The sequence below is a fragment of the Kitasatospora sp. NPDC002551 genome (assembly GCF_040296005.1).
Lineage (GTDB): Bacteria > Actinomycetota > Actinomycetes > Streptomycetales > Streptomycetaceae > Kitasatospora.
The window spans coordinates 1-16923 of record NZ_JBEOWI010000045.1 but is presented as its reverse complement, the minus strand read 5'-3'; the positions used below and the strand labels follow the sequence as shown (position 1 = coordinate 16923).

Below are 16923 nucleotides of genomic sequence, written 5' to 3'. Positions count from 1 at the left end.
TCCGAACAATTGTGTTAGGTTAGCCTTGCCTAATGTCGCTGGTCGGAGGGGATTTTCCTGTGCAGCAGTCCGAACTCGCCGGCGCCGTCGCGATCGTCACCGGTGCCGGACAGGGCATCGGCGCGGCCGTGACGCGCGCGCTCGTCGCCGCCGGCGCGGTCGTCGCGGCGGTCGACCGCAACCCCGGTCCGCTCACCGTGCTCGCGGACGAGGTGGCGGGCGAAGCGGGAGGCCCGGCCGCTAGCGGCCCCGTCCACCCCTACCTGCTGGACGTCTCCGACGCGGCCGCCGTGGAGTCCACCGTCGCCCTGATCGAGGATCAACTCGGCCCGGTCGGGATCCTGGTGAACGTCGCCGGCATCCTGCGCGCCGCCCCCGTGGTCGAACTGACCGACCAGGACTGGGCCGACACCTTCGCCGTCAACACCACCGGGGTCTTCCACGCCTCCCGCGCGGTCGGGCGGCGGATGGCCGAGCGCGGCGGCGGCGCCATCGTCACCGTCGGCTCCAACGCCGCGGGCGTGCCGCGCACCGGCATGGCCGCCTACGCGGCCTCCAAGGCGGCGGCCACCATGTTCACCCGCTGTCTCGGCCTGGAACTCGGCCGCTCCGGGGTGCGCTGCAACATCGTCTCGCCCGGCTCCACCGACACCGAGATGCAACGCGCGCTCTGGCACGACGACGCGGCCGCCGCCGAGCAGCGCGTCATCGACGGCGACCCCGCCAGCTACCGGGTCGGCATCCCGCTCGGCCGGATCGCCCAACCCGCCGACATCGCCGAGGCGGTGGCCTTCCTGGTCTCCGACCGGGCCCGCCACATCACCATGCACGACCTCTACGTCGACGGCGGCGCCACCCTGCGCGCCTGACACCGCGGCAGTCCGGGCGGCCGGACGCCCGCGCGGGCCGCGACCCGGGACGAGCAGCGCCCGGACCACGCCGCCCCACCGGGACCGCCGCCCGCCACCGGGACCGCGCCCCCACCGGGGCGCCCACCCCCGAACCACACCACCCGCCGGCCGCCGCGACGCGCGACGCCGGCGACCACTCGCAGACTGGGAGAATCCAGGTGACCACGGTGCACCACGCCCCCGCCGGGACGGACCCCACCGTCATCGGCGCGGCCAGCGGGCTGCTGGGCCAGTATCGGGCCGCGCCCGACGAGGCGTTCTTCGCCTCCCCGACCCGCACGCTGCTCGCCGAGGGCGTGCACACCCGGGTCCCCCAGGACGGGCGCCCGCTGGCCGAACGGGTCGCCGACACCCTCGCCCTGGCCCGCCGCGACGGCGTCGAACACCCGCTGGTGGTGGGCGCGGTGGCGTTCGACCACGACAGCCGGGCCGAACTCGCCGTCCCCGCCCGGCTGCGCGTCTGCGGCGCGCTGCGCGACGACCCGCTGATCGCGCTGCCCGCCCCCGCCGCCGACCGGATCGACTGGGACGTCCGCCCGGTGCCCGCCCCCGAGGCGTACGGCGCCGGCGTCGCCGAGGCCGTCCAGCGGCTCCGGGGCGGCGAGTTGAGCAAGGTCGTGCTCGCCCGCACCCTGGAGCTGCGCGCCGACCGCCCGCTCGACCTGCCCGCCATCCTCCAGCGCCTCGCCCGCCGCGACCCCGGCGGCTACACCTTCGGCGTCCCGGCCGGTGGCGGCCGCACCCTCGTCGGCGCCAGCCCCGAACTCCTGCTCTCCCGCCGCGGCACCGCCGTCGTCGCCAACCCGCTGGCCGGCTCGGTACCGCGCAGTGCCGACCTCGGCGAGGACGTCCGGCGCGCCGCCGCACTGCTGGAGTCCCCCAAGGACCTGCACGAGCACGCCTTCGTGGTGGACGCCATCCGCACCGCGCTCGCCCCGTACTGCCGCACCCTGGATGTGCCGGAGCGGCCCACCCTGGTGCGCACCGCCGCCATGTGGCACCTGGCCACCACCATCACCGCCGAACTGGCCGACCCGGCGGTCTCCGCCCTGGAGCTGGCCGTCGCGCTGCACCCGACCCCGGCGGTCTGCGGCAGCCCGACCCCGCTCGCCCGCGAGGCGATCCGCGAGATCGAGCCCTTCGACCGGGGCCTGTACGCGGGCATGGTCGGCTGGGGCGACGCGGACGGCGACGGCGAGTGGGTGGTCACCCTGCGCTGCGCCGAGGCCGACGAGCGGACCCTGCGGGTGTTCGCCGGCGCGGGCGTGGTCGCCGAGTCCCGGCCGGAGGCCGAACTCGCCGAGACCAGCGCCAAGTTCCGAACCTTCCTGGACGCCGCGGGAGTGCCGCGGTGAGCAAGCCGACCACCCCGGGGGACTCCATGACCGAACCGCACGATCTCCGACCGCTCGACGCCGATCCGATGGAGCGGGTGCTCGCCGGATTCACGCCGTACCCGGCGGAGTTCGCCGAGCGCTACCGGGCCGCCGGCCACTGGCGCGGCGAGACCTTCGGCTCGATGCTGCGTGAGCGCGCCGCCGCCCACCCCGACCGGATCGCGATCGTCGACCCGGCCGGCGGCACCGGTGAGGACCCGGCCCGCCGCTGGACGTACGCCGAACTCGACCGGCGGGCCGACCGGATGGCCGCCGGGCTGCGCGCCCTGGGCATCGTCCGGGGCGACCGGGTGGTGGTCCAGCTCCCCAACACCGCCGAGTTCTTCGAGGTCGTCTTCGGGCTGTTCCGGATCGGCGCGCTGCCGGTCTTCGCGCTGCCCGCGCACCGCTACACCGAGATCTCCTACTTCTGCGCCTTCACCGGTGCCGTCGGCTATGTGATCCCCGCCGTCGAGGGCGGCTTCGACTACCGCGAACTCGCCGACCGGGTACGGGCGGAGACGCCGTCGCTGCGGCACGTCCTGGTCGTCGGCGCGGACGCCGGCGGGCACACCGCGCTGGCCGACGTCCCGGTGGAGCCGGCCGTCGCCGGGGGAGCGTCCGGCGCCGAGGTCCCGGAGCCGCAGCCCGGGGACGTCGCCTTCCTCCAGTTGTCCGGCGGCAGCACCGGGGTGCCCAAGCTCATCCCGCGCACCCACGACGACTACATCTATTCGCTGCGCGGCTCGGTCGAGCTCTGCGGCCAGGACGAGCGCAGCGTCTACCTCGTGGTGCTGCCCGCCGCGCACAACTTCCCGCTCAGCTCGCCGGGTTCGCTCGGCACCCTGTACGCGGGCGGCCGGGTGGTGCTCTGTCCGCAGCCCAGCCCCGAGACGGCGTTCCCGCTGATCGAGCGCGAGGGGGTGACCATCACCGGCCTGGTGCCGCCGCTGGCGCTGCTCTGGCTGGAGGCCGCCGAGCGCCGCCGGGAGGCGGGCGGGCCGACCGGGCTGGAGAGCCTGGAGGTGCTGCTGGTCGGCGGCGCCAAGTTCAGCGAGGAGGCGGCCCGCCGGGTGCGCCCGGTGCTGGGCTGCACCCTCCAGCAGGTGTTCGGGATGGCCGAGGGCCTGGTGAACTACACCCGGCTGGACGACCCGGAGGAGGTCGTCGTCACCACCCAGGGCCGGCCGATCTCCCCGGACGACGAGGTGCGGGTGGTCGACGACCAGGACGACGACCTGCCCGACGGTGCCACCGGCCACCTGCTCACCCGCGGCCCGTACACCATCCGCGGCTACTGGAACGCGCCCGGGCACAACGCCGCCTCCTTCACCGCGGACGGCTTCTACCGCACCGGCGACCTGGTCCGGCGCACCGCCACCGGCCACCTGGTGGTCGAGGGTCGGGCCAAGGACCAGATCAACCGGGGCGGCGAGAAGGTCGCCGCCGAGGAGATCGAGAACCACCTGCTGGCCCACCCGGCGGTGCACGACGCGGCCGTGGTCTCGATGCCCGACCCCTACCTCGGCGAGCGCACCTGCGCCTACGTCGTGCTGCGCGAGGAGCACCGCGCGCGGCCGCCGAAGTCCGTCGAGCTGAAGCGCTTCGTGCGCGGGCGCGGGCTGGCCGACTTCAAGGTGCCGGACCGCGTCGAGTTCGTCGACGCCTTCCCCTCCACCGGCATCGGCAAGGTCAGCAAGAAGGACCTGCGCGCCGCCATCGCCGCCACCCTCACCACCCCCTGAGCCTCCCCTTCCGAACTCCCGCACTCCCCGAACTCCCCGAACCCGCCGACCGTTTCGGCGTCTCCGACACAGCTAAGGACGCACCGCCGTGGGCCTGCCCCGCATCCCCTCCTATCCGATGCCCGCCGCCGCCGAGCTGCCGGCCAACCGGGTCGACTGGACGGTCGACCCGTCCCGGGCCGTGCTGCTGGTGCACGACCTGCAGAACCACTTCCTGAACGCCTTCGACACGGCGGCCGAGCCGGTCACCGAGCTGTTCGCCAACATCAACCGGCTGCGTGCCTGGGCCGCCGAGCACGGCGTGCCGGTCGTCTACTCGGCGCAGCCGGGCGGCCAGACCCCCGAACAGCGCGGCCTGCAGCAGGACTTCTGGGGCCCGGGCATCCCGGACGACCCGCGTGCGGCGGCCATCGCCGACGCGGTCGCCCCGGCCGAGGGCGACCGCCTGCTCACCAAGTGGAAGTACAGCGCCTTCGTCCGCACCGACCTGGACGAGCTGCTGCGCGAGCAGGGCCGCGACGAACTGGTGATCACCGGCGTGTACGCGCACATCGGCGTGCAGGCGACCGCCTGCGACGCCTGGATGCGCGACGTGCGGGCCTTCGTGGTGGCCGACGCGGTCGCCGACTTCGGCGCGGAGGAGCACCGCGCCGCGCTCACCTGGGTGGCCGGACGCTGCGGCGTGGTCACCGCCACCGACGCCGTTCTGGCCGTACTGGAAGGGAAGTGACGGGCATGGCCTTCACCGTGGAGCGGATCCGGGCCGAGGTCGCCGACCTGCTCGGCGAGGACCCGGCGGACATCCCGCTGGACGAGAACCTGGCCGACTGGGGCCTGGACTCGGTGCGGCTGATGGCGCTGGCCGAGCGCTGGCGCGCGGAGGGTGCCGACGTGGCCTTTCTGCAGCTGGCCGAGCGCCCGGCCGTCGAGGCCTGGGCCGAGCTGCTCGGCGCGTCCTGATGGAGCCCGGCACGGGGGCGGACCGTACCGCGCGGACGCGGCGGTGGCCGGCCACCACGGCGATCGGCCCGTTCGAGGCGCAGGCCGCCCGGACGCCGGACGCCCCGGCGCTGCTGCCGGTCGGCGCGGCACCGGTGCGCTACGGCGAGCTGAACGCCGCGGCCAACCGGATGGCGCGCTGCCTGGCGGACCGCGGCGCCCGCCCCGGGACGGTCGTCGGCCTCGCACTCACCCGCCCGGCCGACCTCGTGCCGGCGCTGCTGGCGGTCGCCAAGTCGGGGGCGGCGTACCTGCCACTGGACCCGGACGACGCGCCGGGGCGGCTGGCGTGGCTGCTGGCGGACGCGGCGCCGGTGTGCGTGCTGGGGGAGGGGGTGCCGGCCGCGGAACGGCCGGCCGCCGCCGAACTGGTCGGCCGGGCGGCCACCGACCCGCCGCGGGCGCTCACCCCGCAGCACCCGCTCTGCCGGGCCTACGGGCCGGGCGGGCGGCCGGCGGGGGTGTGGACGACGCACGCCGAGGTGGACCGCCGGGTGCGCGAGCTGCAGGCCGCGTACGGGCTGGGACCGGGCGACCGGGTGCTCCAACTGGGGCTCCCGCTGTGGGAGTTCCTCTGGCCGCTGCGGACCGGGGCGGCGCTGGTGCTGGCCGATCCGGACCGCCCGGGCGAAGTGGGGGAGCTGGTCCGCGAGGCCGGGGTGACGGCCCTGCGGGCCGCGCCGTCGGTCCTCGGCGAACGGCTGTCCGAGCCGGGGCCGGTGCACCTGGTGCCGGAGCGCGGCTGACGGCCGACGGCTGACAACTGACAGATTTCAGATGACAGATAACAGATGACAGATTCTGAAATCTGTCATCTGTTATCTGTCAGTTGTCAGCCCGCAGGTCCGCAGGTCCGCACGTTCGCGGGCCCCGCCCCCGCTACCCGCGGGCCGCCGCGAAGTCCGCCGCCGTCCACGCCATGGCGAGGGCGCCCTCCACGACGGCCCGGTCCGCCTCCGGCGAGACGGCGGCCTCGGCGAACGCCGCCTCGTGCGGTCCGCAGGCGCCGCCGGTGATGTCCAGCACCGGGTGGATGGCCGGAACCGCGTGCGAGACGTTGCCCATGTCGGTGCAGGCGAACGGCCCGCTCTCGACCGGCTCCGGGCGCCCCACCGCCGCCGCGTTGGCCCGCCACAGCGCGAGCAGCCCGGCGTCGCTGCGGAAGTCCAGGTAGTCCGGCTCGGGCCGGGTCAGCTCGACCTCGCACCCGGTGGCCAGCGCACCCGCCCGGAAGCAGTCCTCGACCCGGGCGCGCAGCTCCGCGAGGTCCTCGGCCGCCGAGGCACGGATCTCGTACTCGGCGGTCGCGCTGTCGGGGATCAGGTTGGGCGCCGTCCCGGCCGCCGTGGTGATGCCGTGCACCCGCCAGTGCGGCGGCAGTTGCTGGCGCAGCAGTCCGAGCGCGACCTGGGCGACGGTGAGCGCGTCGGCGGCGTTGCGTCCCTCGTGCGGGTTGAGGCTCGGGTGGGCGGCGCGGCCGGTGTAGCGCACCGAGAGGGTGCCGAGCGCGAAGGAGTGGAAGTCGGCCACCTCCACCGGGCACGGATGGACCATCATCGCCGCGTCCACACCGTCGAAGGCGCCCGCGTCCAGCAGCAGCGCCTTGCCGGCCCCGCGCTCCTCGGCGGGTGCGCCGATCACCCGCACGGTGAGCCCGAGCCGCTCGGCGTGGGGGGCGAGGCCGAGCGCGGCGCCGAGGCCGGCGGCGGCGATGAGGTTGTGGCCGCAGGCGTGGCCGAGCCCGGGCAGCGCGTCGTACTCGCAGACCACGGCGACGGTGACCGGTCCGGAGCCGAGGCGCGCGTCGAAGGCGGTCGGCAGGCCGTACGCGCCCGGCGTGACGGCGTAGCCGTGGGCGCGCAGCAGTTCGGCGCACCACTCGGCGGCCCGGTGTTCCTCGAACGCGGTCTCCGGGTGGGCGTGGATGCGGCGGCTGAGCGCGAGCAGTTCGTCCCGGTGGGCGAGCACGCGCTCGCGCACCGCCTCCCTCACGCGGGGGTCGGCCGAGGCCGGTCCGCTCGCCGCCGGCGTGCTCACGGTCGGCTCGCTCGCGTTCAGGGGGGACATCGGTGCCTCCGGGGGCGTCAGGGCCCGCCTCTCGGCGGGCTGTTGACCAGACAATATGCAGATAGCTTAGGCTAACCTAAGTAGGCAGCAGGCGTTCCGTTGCGCCGGACCCGAGGAGCTCTCAGAACCATGCGTCGCCACCAGGCCGCGTCCGACCCCGTCGCCGTCCCCGCCGCAGCCGACGTGCCGCTGCTCGCCACCCAGGCGGCGATCTGGTACGCCCAGGCGCTCGACCCCGACAGCCCGGTCTACAACACCGGTGACGCCGTCGAGATCACCGGCCCGCTCGACGCCGCGCTCTTCGAGACCGCCCTGCGCCGGGCCGTCGACGAGGCCGACGCGCTCGGCGCCGTCGTCGTCACCGACGGCGGCCGCGACGACGCCCCGCACCAGCGCCTCACCCCCGGCCGCCCCTGGCCCCTGCACCACCTCGACCTGCGCGCCGACGCCGACCCCGAGGCCACCGCCGAGGCCTGGATGCGCGCCGACCTCGCCCGCCCCGTCGACCTCACCGAGGGCCCGCTGTTCACCCAGGCCCTCATCCGCCTCGCCGACGGGCGCCACTGGTGGTACCAGCGCGTCCACCACCTCGCCGTCGACGCCTACGCGCTCACCCTCCTCGCCGGCCGGGTCGCCGAGCTCTACACCGCGCTCACCGCCGGCACCCGCCCCACCGACCGCGGCTTCGCCACCCCCGCCGAGGTCGCCGCCGAGGAGGCCGCCTACCGGGCGAGCCGGGACCACGCCGCCGACCGCGAGTTCTGGCGCACCCGGCTGGCCGGCACCGACGCCCCCGCCACCCTCCCCGGCGGCACCCCCGCCGGCCCCGCCGGACTGCCGCGCCTCGCCGCCGAACTGCCCGCCGGCACCCTGCCCCGCCTGGAGGCCGCCGCCAAGGCCGCCCGCGCCACCTGGGCCGAACTCGTCATCGCCGCCACCGCCGGCTATCTGCACCGCCTCGCCGGCACCGAGGACGTCGTGCTCGGCCTGCCGCTCGCCAACCGCCGCGGCCCCGCCGCCCTGCGCACCCCGATCGCCACCGCCAACGTCCTGCCGCTGCGCCTCGCCGTGCACCCCCGCGACACCGCCGCCGAACTGCTGCGCCGCGTCGTCCTGGAGGTCCGCGAGGTCCGCCGCCACCAGCGCTACCCGCTGGAGGACCTGCGCCGCGACCTCGCCCAGACCGGCACCCGCCGCGCCCTGTTCGGACCGATGGTCAACATCAAGGCCTTCGAGGGCGACCTCGACCTCGCCGGCCTGCCCGCCACTGTCCGCAACCTCGCCGCCGGTCCCGTCGACGACCTCGCCCTCGCCGTCTCGCCCGGCCCCGACGGCGCCCTGCGGATCGGCCTGGAGGCCCACCCCGACCACTACGGCGCCGACGCGCTCGCCGCCCACCGCGACGGCCTGCTGCGCTACCTCGACGGCCTCGCCGCCCTGCTGCTCGACGACCCGCGGACCCCGATCGCCCGGATCGACCTGCTGGACGAGGACGCCCTGCGCCGCGCCACCTCCGGCCGTACCGAGCCCCCCGCCACCCGTACCGTGCCCGAACTGCTCGCCGAGCAGGCCGCCCGCACCCCGGACGCGGTCGCCCTGCGCAGCGGCGCCACCGCCCTCACCTTCGCCGAACTCGACGCCGCCGCCACCCGCCTGGCGCACCGCCTCGCCGCCCTCGGCGTCCGCGCCGGCACCCCGGTCGCCCTCGCCATGCCGCGCGGCGCCGACACGCTGGTCGCCATGTTCGCCGTGCTCAGGGCCGGCGGCGCCTGCCTCTCCCTCGACCTCGCCCACCCGCGGCAGCGGATCGCCGACATCCTCGACGACACCCGCCCGGTCTGCGCCGTCGGCACCACCGAGGCTCTCGCCGGCCTCCCGGGCGCCGCCGACCGCCCCGCCGTCGCCCTCGACGACCCCGCCGTCCGCGCCGGACTCGCCGCGGAATCCGAGCGGTCGACGCTGCCCGCGCCCGACCCGGCGCACACCGCCTACCTGCTGCACACCTCCGGCTCCACCGGCCGCCCCAAGGGCGTCGTGGTCACCCACGCCTCGCTGGCCAACCTGCACGCCGGCCACGGCGAGGACCACATCGCCCCCGCCGTCGCCCGCACCGGCCGCGAGCGGCTGCGCGTCGCCCACAGCGCCTCCTTCGCCTTCGACGCCTCCTGGGACCCGGTGCTGTGGATGCTCCACGGCCACGAACTCCACCTGCTCGACGACGACACCTACCGCGACCCGGCCGCCCTCGCCGCCCACGTCCACCGCGAGCGCATCGACTACCTCGACGTCACCCCCTCCTACCTCGACGTCCTGCTCGCCGAGGACCTGCTGGCCGAGGACCGCCACCGCCCCGCCGTGATCGCGGTCGGCGGCGAGGCCACCCCCGACCCGCTCTGGCGCCGCCTCACCGCCGTCGACGGCCTCGCCCCCGTCAACCTCTACGGCCCCACCGAGACCACCGTCGACGCCTACTCCTGGACCCCCGGCCCGGACGGCGCCCCCGTCGGGCGCGTCGTGCGCGGCTCGCGCGCCTACGTCCTCGACGGCTCGCTGCGCCCCGCCCCCGACGGCGCCACCGGCGAACTGTACGTGGCCGGCGCCTGCCTGGCCCGCGGCTACCTCGGCCGCCCCGACCTCACCGCCGAACGCTTCCTCGCCGACCCCTACGGCCCGCCCGGCAGCCGGATGTACCGCACCGGCGACCTCGCCCGCCGCCGTGCCGACGGCACCCTGGAGTTCCTCGGCCGCGCCGACGACCAGGTGAAGATCCGCGGCTTCCGGATCGAGCCCGGCGAGATCGCCGCCGTCCTCGGCGAACTGCCCGGCGTCGACCGGGCCGCGGTCATCGCCCGCCCCGGCCCGAACGGCAAGCGCCTGCTCGGCTACGCCGTTCCCGCCGCCGGCGCCGTCCTCGACCCGGCCGCGCTGCGCTCCGCGCTCGCCGCCCGGCTGCCCGAGCACATGGTGCCCGCCGCCGTCCTCGTCCTCGACGACCTGCCGCGCACCGGCAACGACAAGCTCGACCACCGCGCCCTGCCCGAGCCCGAGGCCGCCGGGCAGGAGAGCGGCGCCGCGCCCGCCACCCCACAGGAGGAGATCATCGGCGGACTGTTCGCCGACCTCCTGGAGCGGAGCGAACTCCCCTCCCGCGACGCCGACTTCTTCGATCTCGGCGGCCACTCCCTGCTGGCCGGCCGGCTCGCCGCCCGGCTGCGCGAGAGCCTCGGCGCCGCCGTCGGCTTCGCCGACGTCTTCCGCAACCCCACCCCGGCCGCCCTCGCCGCCCTGCTGCGCGAGCGCACCGCCCCCGAACCGCGCCCCGCCCTGGTCCCGGTCGCGCGCACCGAACGCCTCCCGCTCTCCCCGGCCCAGCGCGGCCTCTGGTTCCACTACCGGCTCGAAGGCCCCAGCCCGACCTACAACATCCCGCTCGCCCTCACCCTCACCGGCCCGCTCGACCGCGCCGCCCTCGCGCTCGCCGTCACCGACCTCGCGGCCCGGCACGAGACCCTGCGCACCGTCTACGGCGAATCCGCCGACGGCGAGCCGTACCAGCGGATCCTGCCGCCCGCCCCGGTCGAACTGCACACCGGCACCGGCCCGCTCGCCGAGGCCGTCCGGTACGCCTTCGACCTCGGCGCCGAACCCCCGCTGCGGGTCACCCTGTTCGACAACCCGGACGGCACCCGCACCCTGCTCCTGCTGCTCCACCACATCGCCGGCGACGGCGCCTCCACCACCCCGCTGGCCCGCGACCTCGCCACCGCCTACACCGCCCGCCTGGCCGGACGCGCCCCCGAACTCGCGCCGCTCGACGTGCAGTTCGCCGACCACGTGGCCTGGCAGGCGCGGCTGCTCGGCACCGCCGACGCCCCCAGCCCGCTGGCCGTCCGCCAACTCGACCACTGGCGCAAGACCCTGGCCGGCCTGCCCGACCAGCTCGACCTGCCCACCGACCGCCCCCGGCCCGCCGTCGCCGCCCACCACGGCGCCACCGTGCCGTTCCGCCTGGACGCCGACGCCCACGCCGCCCTGGCCGCGCTCGCCCGCACCACCGGCGCCAGCGTGTTCACCGCCGTCCAGGCCGGCCTCGCCGCCCTGCTCACCCGGCACGGCTGCGGCACCGACATCCCGATCGGCACACCCGTCGCCGGCCGCGACTCCGACGAGACCGCCGCCCTGGTCGGCTACTTCGTCAACTCCGTGGTCCTGCGCACCGACACGTCCGGCGAGCCGACCTTCCGCGAACTGCTCGGCCGCGCCCGCACCGCCGTGCTCGGCGCCCACGACCACGCCGACCTGCCCTTCGACCGCCTGGTCGAGGAGCTCAACCCGCCCCGCTCGCTCGCCCGGCACCCGCTGTTCCAGGTCATGCTCGCCTGGCAGTCCGTCCCCGACCGCGCGTTCGCGCTCGGCGGCGGCCTCACCGCCGCCGTCGCCGCCATGCCCTCCGGCACCGCCAAGTTCGACCTCACCCTCAACGCGGGCGAACTGCGCGAGGGCGGCATCGCGGGTTTCCTGGAGTACCGCACCGACCTCTTCGACGAGGCCACCGTCCAGGCCCTCGCCGAGCGGCTGACCCGGCTGCTCACCGCCGCCGCCACCGCGCCCGACACCGCCATCGGCCGCCTCCCGCTGATCAGCGCGGAGGAGCGGCACCGCGCCCTCGTCGAGTGGAACGGCGCCCCCGTCGCCTCGGCGCCCGGGGCGACCCTGCCCGAACTCTTCGAGGCCGCCGCCCTCGCCCACCCGGAAGCCGTCGCCGCCGGCTACGACGGCCACACCCTCACCTACCGCGAACTCGGCGCCCGCGCCGACCGGGTGGCCCGCCTGCTGGCCGCCCGCGGCATCGGCCCCGGCACCATCGTCGCGCTCGCCCTGCCGCGCTCCCTCGACCTGGTCGTCGGCCTGCTCGCGGTCGCCAAGTCCGGCGCCGCCTACCTGCCGCTCGACCCCGAGTACCCGGCCGACCGGCTCGCCTACATGCTCGCCGACGCCGCACCCGCCGCGCTGATCACCGACCGCGCCACCGCGCCCCGGATGCCCGAGCACCAGGTGCCGCAACTCCTCGTCGACGGCGGCGAGTCGGACGGCTACCCGGCCGTCCCGCTGGCCCAGCACGAGCGCACCCGGCCGCTGCGCGCCGAGGACACCGCCTACGTCATCTACACCTCCGGCTCCACCGGACGGCCCAAGGGCGTGCCGGTCACCCACCACAACGTGGTCCGGCTGTTCTCCGCCACCGACCACTGGTTCGGCTTCGGCGCCGACGACGTCTGGACCCTCTTCCACTCCTACGCCTTCGACTTCTCGGTCTGGGAGCTGTGGGGCGCCCTGCTGCACGGCGGGCGGCTGGTCGTCGTCCCGCACCTGGTCAGCCGCGACCCGGCGGCCTTCCTCGACCTGCTCGCCCGCGAGCGGGTGACCGTCCTCAACCAGACGCCGTCCGCCTTCTACCAGCTCAGCGCCGCCGACCGGGAACGCCCCGGCAGCGAACTCGCCCTGCGCTACGTGGTGTTCGGCGGCGAGGCACTCGAACTCGGCCGCCTCGACGACTGGTACGAGCGGCACGCCGACGACGCGCCCACCCTGGTCAACATGTACGGCATCACCGAGACCACCGTGCACGTCTCCTACATCGCCCTCGACCGGGCGAGCGCCGCCGCCGGCACCGGCAGCACCATCGGCGTCAACATCCCGGACCTGCGGGTCTACGTCCTCGACCGGTACCTGCAGCCCGTCCCGCCCGGCGTCACCGGCGAGATGTACGTGGCCGGCGCCGGCCTCGCCCGCGGTTACCTCGGCCGCCCCGCGCTCAGCTCCGAGCGCTTCGTCGCCGACCCGCACGCCGTACTGTTCGGCGAGCGCGGCACCCGGATGTACCGCTCCGGCGACCTCGCCCGCCGCCGGGCCGACGGCGTTCTGGAGTACTTCGGCCGCGCCGACCAGCAGGTGAAGATCCGCGGCTTCCGGATCGAACTCGGCGAGATCGAGGCCGTGCTGGCCGCCCACCCCGCCGTCGCCGACGCCGCCGTGATCGTCCGCGAGGACGTGCCCGGCGACAAGCGCCTGGTCGGCTACGCCGTCCTCGCCCCCGGCGCCGAGCGGGTGACCGCCGAGGAACTGCGCACCCGCACCGCCGCCGACCTGCCCGTCCACATGGTCCCGTCCGCCGTCGTCCTGCTGGAGCGCCTCCCGCTCACCGCCAACGGCAAGCTCGACCGGCGCGTCCTGCCCGCCCCCGACGCGCCCGCGGCCGGCGCCGGGCGGCCCCCGCGCAACCCCCGCGAGCAGCAGCTCTGCGAGCTGTTCGCCGAGGTCCTGGGCGTGCCGGCGGTCGGCGTCGACGACGACTTCTTCGCCCTCGGCGGCCACTCCCTGCTGGTCGTCCGGCTCGCCGGACGGATCCGCGCCGTGCTCGGCCTGGAGGTCGGCATCGGCACGCTGTTCCAGGCGCCCACCGTCGCCGCACTGGACACCGCGCTCGCCGCCGACACCCCCGGCGCCGACGCGCTGGATGTCCTGCTGCCGCTGCGGCCCACCGCCCCCGGGCGGCGCGCCCCGCTGTTCGCCGTCCACCCGGCCGGCGGGCTCAGCTGGTGCTACACCGGCCTGATCCGCAACCTGCCCGCCGATGTGCCGATCTACGGCCTCCAGGCGCAGGGCGTCGGCGCCGCCACCTCCGGTGAGCCGCTGCCCGCGACCATGGAGGAGCTGGCCGCCCACTACGTCGACCGGCTGCGCGAGGTCCAGCCCGAGGGGCCGTACCGGCTGCTCGGCTGGTCCACCGGCGGCATCATCGCCCACGCCATGGCCGCCCGGCTGCAGGAACTCGGCTGCGCCGTTGAGCTGTTGGCCGTGCTCGACGCCTACCCGGCCGAGGGATTCCGCGACCTGCCCGTGCCGGACCAGGCCGAGGCGCTGGAGGCGCTGCTCACCATGGGCGGCTACGGCCCGGCGGACCTCGACGGCCGGCCGCTCGAACTCGCCCACGTCACCGAGCTGCTGCGCCGCGAGGGCAGCCCGCTGGCCGGACTGGACGACGCCACCGTCGAGGCGCTGAACCGGATCTACCTGCACATCAACCACCTGGTGCGCGGCTACGACCACCGCCGCTTCGAGGGCGACGTGCTGTTCTTCCGCGCCGTCGTCGACACCATCGACGACACCCTGGTGCCCGAGCTGTGGACGCCGTACGTGGCCGGGCGGATCGACAACACCGAGGTCGCCTGCTCGCACAAGGACATGACCCTGCCCGAGCCGATCGCGCATATCGCGTCCGTCGTCGCGGAGCGGCTCGCCGCACTCGACTCCCGTGCCGACAGCGGACAGCCGAGCGCTGACCGCTGACCGCTGACAAATGACAACTGACAGATATCAGATAACAGATAACAGATTCTGAAATCTGTCAGCCGTCACCCGCCGCCCGCCACCCCACACGACCAGACTGTCTGGAGAACCCACCCCATGAGTGACGCCCCCGCCAGCCCCTTCGACGGCGACGGCGAGTTCCTCGCGCTCGTCAACGACGAGGGCCAGCACTCGCTCTGGCCGGCCTTCGCCGCCGTCCCGGACGGCTGGACCGTCGCCCACGGGCCGTGCGAGCGCTCCGCCGCCCTCGACTGGATCACCGCCCACTGGACCGACCTCGACCCGGCCCGATGAGCCAGGCGGACACCCGGCCCGGCCCCGGCCCCACCTCCGGCCCCGGCCCCACCCCCACCCCCGGCAGCGCCACCTCCGCCCCCGGCGAGGCCGCCGCCCCGGCGCGCCCGCTGTTCGCCGGGCGCCTCGCCGTCGTGCTCGTCTATACGGCCGCGATGTGCATGAACGGCCTGGACTCGACGATCGTCAACCCGGCGCTGTTCACCATCGCCGGGGACTTCGGCCGCCCGGTCTCCGCCGCCAACGCCGTGGAGACCGCCTTCCTGGTCGGCCTCGCCGTCGGCCTCCCGGCGGCCGGCTGGCTCGGCGACCGGTTCGGCGTGCGCCGGGTCTTCCTCGGCTCGCTCGCCGTGTTCACCCTGGCCAGCGCGCTCTGCGCGGCCGCGCCCGGCCTCGGCGCGCTCACCGCCGCCCGCGCGGTCCAGGGCGTGGCGGGCGGCCTGCTCACCCCGGTCGGCATGACCCTGCTGTTCCGGGCCTTCGAACCGCACGAGCGGGCAGGCCTCGGCAAGGTGCTGATCGTGCCGACCGCGCTGATGCCCGCGCTCGGCCCGCCGCTCGGCGGCTTCCTCACCGAGCACCTCTCCTGGCACTGGCTGTTCCTGGTCAACGTGCCGATCGGGGTAGCGGCCGTGCTCACCGGCCTGTTCGCGCTGCGCGACCAGGAGGAGCCGCCGGCCGGCCGCTTCGACACCACCGGCTTCCTGCTCGCCACCCCCGGCCTCGGCCTGCTCACCTACGTGCTCGGCTTCGGCCCCGCGCACGGCTGGACCTCCCCGGCGGTGGCGGCCTCCGGAGTGCTCGGCGTGCTGCTGCTCGCGCTCGCCGTCCGCCACCAACTGCGCGCCGAGGAGCCGCTGGTGGACCTCCGGCTGCTCGCCGACCGGTCCTTCGGCGCGGCCAGCTGGCTGGCCCTGCTGACCGCCGCCGGACTGATGGGCGCGCTGTTCGCCTTCCCGCTGCTCCACCAGGCGGCGTTCGGCGGCTCGGCGCTGGACGCGGGCCTGAGCGTCTTCCCGGAGGCGATCGGCCTGATGGCCGCCTCCCAGGTGGTCGACCGGCTGCTGCCGAAGCTCGGCCCGCGCCTGCTGGCGCTGCCGGCCCTGCTGCTGGCGGCCCTGGTACTGGCCGCGCTGGCCGTGCCCGGCGTGGGCGAGAACGCCTGGGCCGTGCGGGCGCTGATGTTCGGCGTGGGCCTGATCCTGGGCACCGCCGTGCTGACCGTGCAGATCGCCGGGTTCGCGGACGTGCCGCCCCCCGCGATGGGCCGCGCGATGGGCCTGTTCACCATCGTGCGCACGCTCGGCGGTGCGTTCGGCATCGCCGGCGCGGCGGCCCTCATCGGCGTCCTCTCGGAGGACGGCGCGCACGGCACCGAGCCGGGGCCCTACCGGGCCGCCCTGCTGGCCACGGCCGTCGCCGTCGCCCTCGGCGCCCTGGTCGCGGCCCGCCTCCCCAAGGAGCCCCCGGGCCCGCCGCCGATGGACTGACTCAGCCGGACAGCCGGACTGCCGGACTGCCGGGCTGCCGGGCTGCCGGACAGCCGACGGCCCGCCACCCTGCCGGGGGCGGGCCGTCGCGCTGCGCTCCTTCGAAGCCGACCTCATGTGCCTCGCGGCAGTTCGATCTTCTCCCGCTTGTTCGCGCCGATCACCTCGATGCCCCTGGTGCCCGTGATCCCGTCCAGCGGCAGCGCCTCGGTGTACGGGGCGGTGACGGGCAGCAGGAAGCCGGAGGGCAGCGTGCCGGTCACCTCGATGCCCCAGTACTCGGGCTGTCTGACGTAGACCAGCGGGATGAGGCGGACCGTCATGCTCTCGTAGGGCTTCTCCCCGCTGACGACGAGGATGAAGGTGCCCGGAACGATTCCCGGGACGACCTTCGCTTCCTCGAAGTCGATCAGGCGCACGGACTCCGGTGCCGGCCGCTGAGTGAAGTCGTCCGTCATGGTGACTCCTTTCGTCGCAGAGTGTCATGATGTGATCACCCGTCGACGCAGAGTAGTCGAGGGTCGCCCGCGAACCAGGTCTCCAACACGCCGCCGCTCGGGGTCCGAGCCGCTCTCAGAGGGCGTTCGATACTGATTTAGGCCGCCGCAGGCGGTTTCGGGCGGAGGTATTGCCCGACTTTGTCGGGGCTGGCGGTCAGGCGGGTGGTCAT

11 protein-coding genes are annotated in these 16923 nt (G+C 75.6%); 9 read left to right on the top strand and 2 right to left on the bottom strand.

The window, feature by feature from the left end; translation table 11 throughout:
- Positions 1 to 59 precede the first annotated feature (59 nt).
- From ABT093_RS30055 to ABT093_RS30030, 6 genes are all read left to right on the top strand, one after another.
- Positions 60 to 869, top strand: coding sequence for a 2,3-dihydro-2,3-dihydroxybenzoate dehydrogenase (locus tag ABT093_RS30055; protein WP_350569811.1), 810 nt, complete (start codon positions 60 to 62; stop codon positions 867 to 869).
- Between the two features lie 194 nt (positions 870 to 1063).
- Positions 1064 to 2266: an isochorismate synthase DhbC gene (gene dhbC / locus ABT093_RS30050; protein ID WP_502884348.1), complete on the top strand. Its 1203-nt coding sequence runs from the start codon at positions 1064 to 1066 to the stop codon at positions 2264 to 2266.
- Positions 2267 to 2334: 68 nt separating this feature from the next.
- The gene (locus ABT093_RS30045; protein ID WP_350569890.1) at positions 2335 to 4032 is read left to right on the top strand and encodes a (2,3-dihydroxybenzoyl)adenylate synthase; all 1698 of its coding nucleotides are present in this window, start codon (positions 2335 to 2337) and stop codon (positions 4030 to 4032) included.
- An 88-nt stretch (positions 4033 to 4120) separates the two neighbouring features.
- Positions 4121 to 4762 (top strand): isochorismatase family protein, encoded by a 642-nt coding sequence (locus tag ABT093_RS30040; protein ID WP_350569808.1) that lies wholly within the window; start codon positions 4121 to 4123, stop codon positions 4760 to 4762.
- Positions 4763 to 4767: 5 nt separating this feature from the next.
- Positions 4768 to 4992, top strand: a complete 225-nt coding sequence (locus ABT093_RS30035) for a phosphopantetheine-binding protein (RefSeq protein ID WP_350569807.1) — start codon at positions 4768 to 4770, stop codon at positions 4990 to 4992.
- Complete coding sequence (locus ABT093_RS30030; protein WP_350569805.1) at positions 4992 to 5777, top strand: AMP-binding protein; 786 nt, start codon at positions 4992 to 4994, stop codon at positions 5775 to 5777. Before ABT093_RS30035 ends, ABT093_RS30030 begins: the two co-directional genes overlap by 1 nt.
- A gap of 133 nt (positions 5778 to 5910) precedes the next feature.
- Here the strand turns inward: ABT093_RS30030 and ABT093_RS30025 are convergent, their stop codons facing one another.
- A complete protein-coding gene (locus ABT093_RS30025) occupies positions 5911 to 7098 on the bottom strand; it encodes a M20 family metallopeptidase (protein WP_350569804.1) in 1188 nt (395 codons plus the stop codon).
- A gap of 129 nt (positions 7099 to 7227) precedes the next feature.
- Between ABT093_RS30025 and ABT093_RS30020 the strand changes: the two genes are divergently transcribed.
- From ABT093_RS30020 to ABT093_RS30010, 3 genes are all read left to right on the top strand, one after another.
- The gene (locus ABT093_RS30020; protein ID WP_350569803.1) at positions 7228 to 14448 is read left to right on the top strand and encodes a non-ribosomal peptide synthetase; all 7221 of its coding nucleotides are present in this window, start codon (positions 7228 to 7230) and stop codon (positions 14446 to 14448) included.
- A 117-nt stretch (positions 14449 to 14565) separates the two neighbouring features.
- Positions 14566 to 14763 (top strand): MbtH family protein, encoded by a 198-nt coding sequence (locus ABT093_RS30015; RefSeq protein WP_350569801.1) that lies wholly within the window; start codon positions 14566 to 14568, stop codon positions 14761 to 14763.
- Positions 14760 to 16253 carry a DHA2 family efflux MFS transporter permease subunit gene (locus ABT093_RS30010; protein ID WP_350569800.1) on the top strand — a complete coding sequence of 498 codons (1494 nt, stop codon included), beginning with the start codon at positions 14760 to 14762 and terminating at the stop codon, positions 16251 to 16253. Before ABT093_RS30015 ends, ABT093_RS30010 begins: the two co-directional genes overlap by 4 nt.
- A 113-nt stretch (positions 16254 to 16366) precedes the next feature.
- Here ABT093_RS30010 and ABT093_RS30005 read toward each other — a convergent pair whose 3' ends face one another.
- Positions 16367 to 16711 carry a hypothetical protein gene (locus tag ABT093_RS30005; RefSeq protein ID WP_350569798.1) on the bottom strand — a complete coding sequence of 115 codons (345 nt, stop codon included), beginning with the start codon at positions 16709 to 16711 and terminating at the stop codon, positions 16367 to 16369.
- Between the last annotated feature and the right edge of the window lie 212 nt (positions 16712 to 16923).

What these genes read in the sequence shown, in the direction of transcription:
- ABT093_RS30045 (WP_350569890.1), top strand. Translation starts at nt 2,335, where the DNA reads ATGGAGCGGGTGCTCGCCGGATTCACGCCGTACCCGGCGGAGTTCGCC.
- ABT093_RS30035 (WP_350569807.1), top strand. Translation starts at nt 4,768, where the DNA reads ATGGCCTTCACCGTGGAGCGGATCCGGGCCGAGGTCGCCGACCTGCTC.
- ABT093_RS30030 (WP_350569805.1), top strand. Translation starts at nt 4,992, where the DNA reads ATGGAGCCCGGCACGGGGGCGGACCGTACCGCGCGGACGCGGCGGTGG.
- ABT093_RS30025 (WP_350569804.1), bottom strand. Translation starts at nt 7,098, where the DNA reads ATGTCCCCCCTGAACGCGAGCGAGCCGACCGTGAGCACGCCGGCGGCG.
- ABT093_RS30020 (WP_350569803.1), top strand. Translation starts at nt 7,228, where the DNA reads ATGCGTCGCCACCAGGCCGCGTCCGACCCCGTCGCCGTCCCCGCCGCA.
- ABT093_RS30015 (WP_350569801.1), top strand. Translation starts at nt 14,566, where the DNA reads ATGAGTGACGCCCCCGCCAGCCCCTTCGACGGCGACGGCGAGTTCCTC.
- ABT093_RS30010 (WP_350569800.1), top strand. Translation starts at nt 14,760, where the DNA reads ATGAGCCAGGCGGACACCCGGCCCGGCCCCGGCCCCACCTCCGGCCCC.
- ABT093_RS30005 (WP_350569798.1), bottom strand. Translation starts at nt 16,711, where the DNA reads ATGACGGACGACTTCACTCAGCGGCCGGCACCGGAGTCCGTGCGCCTG.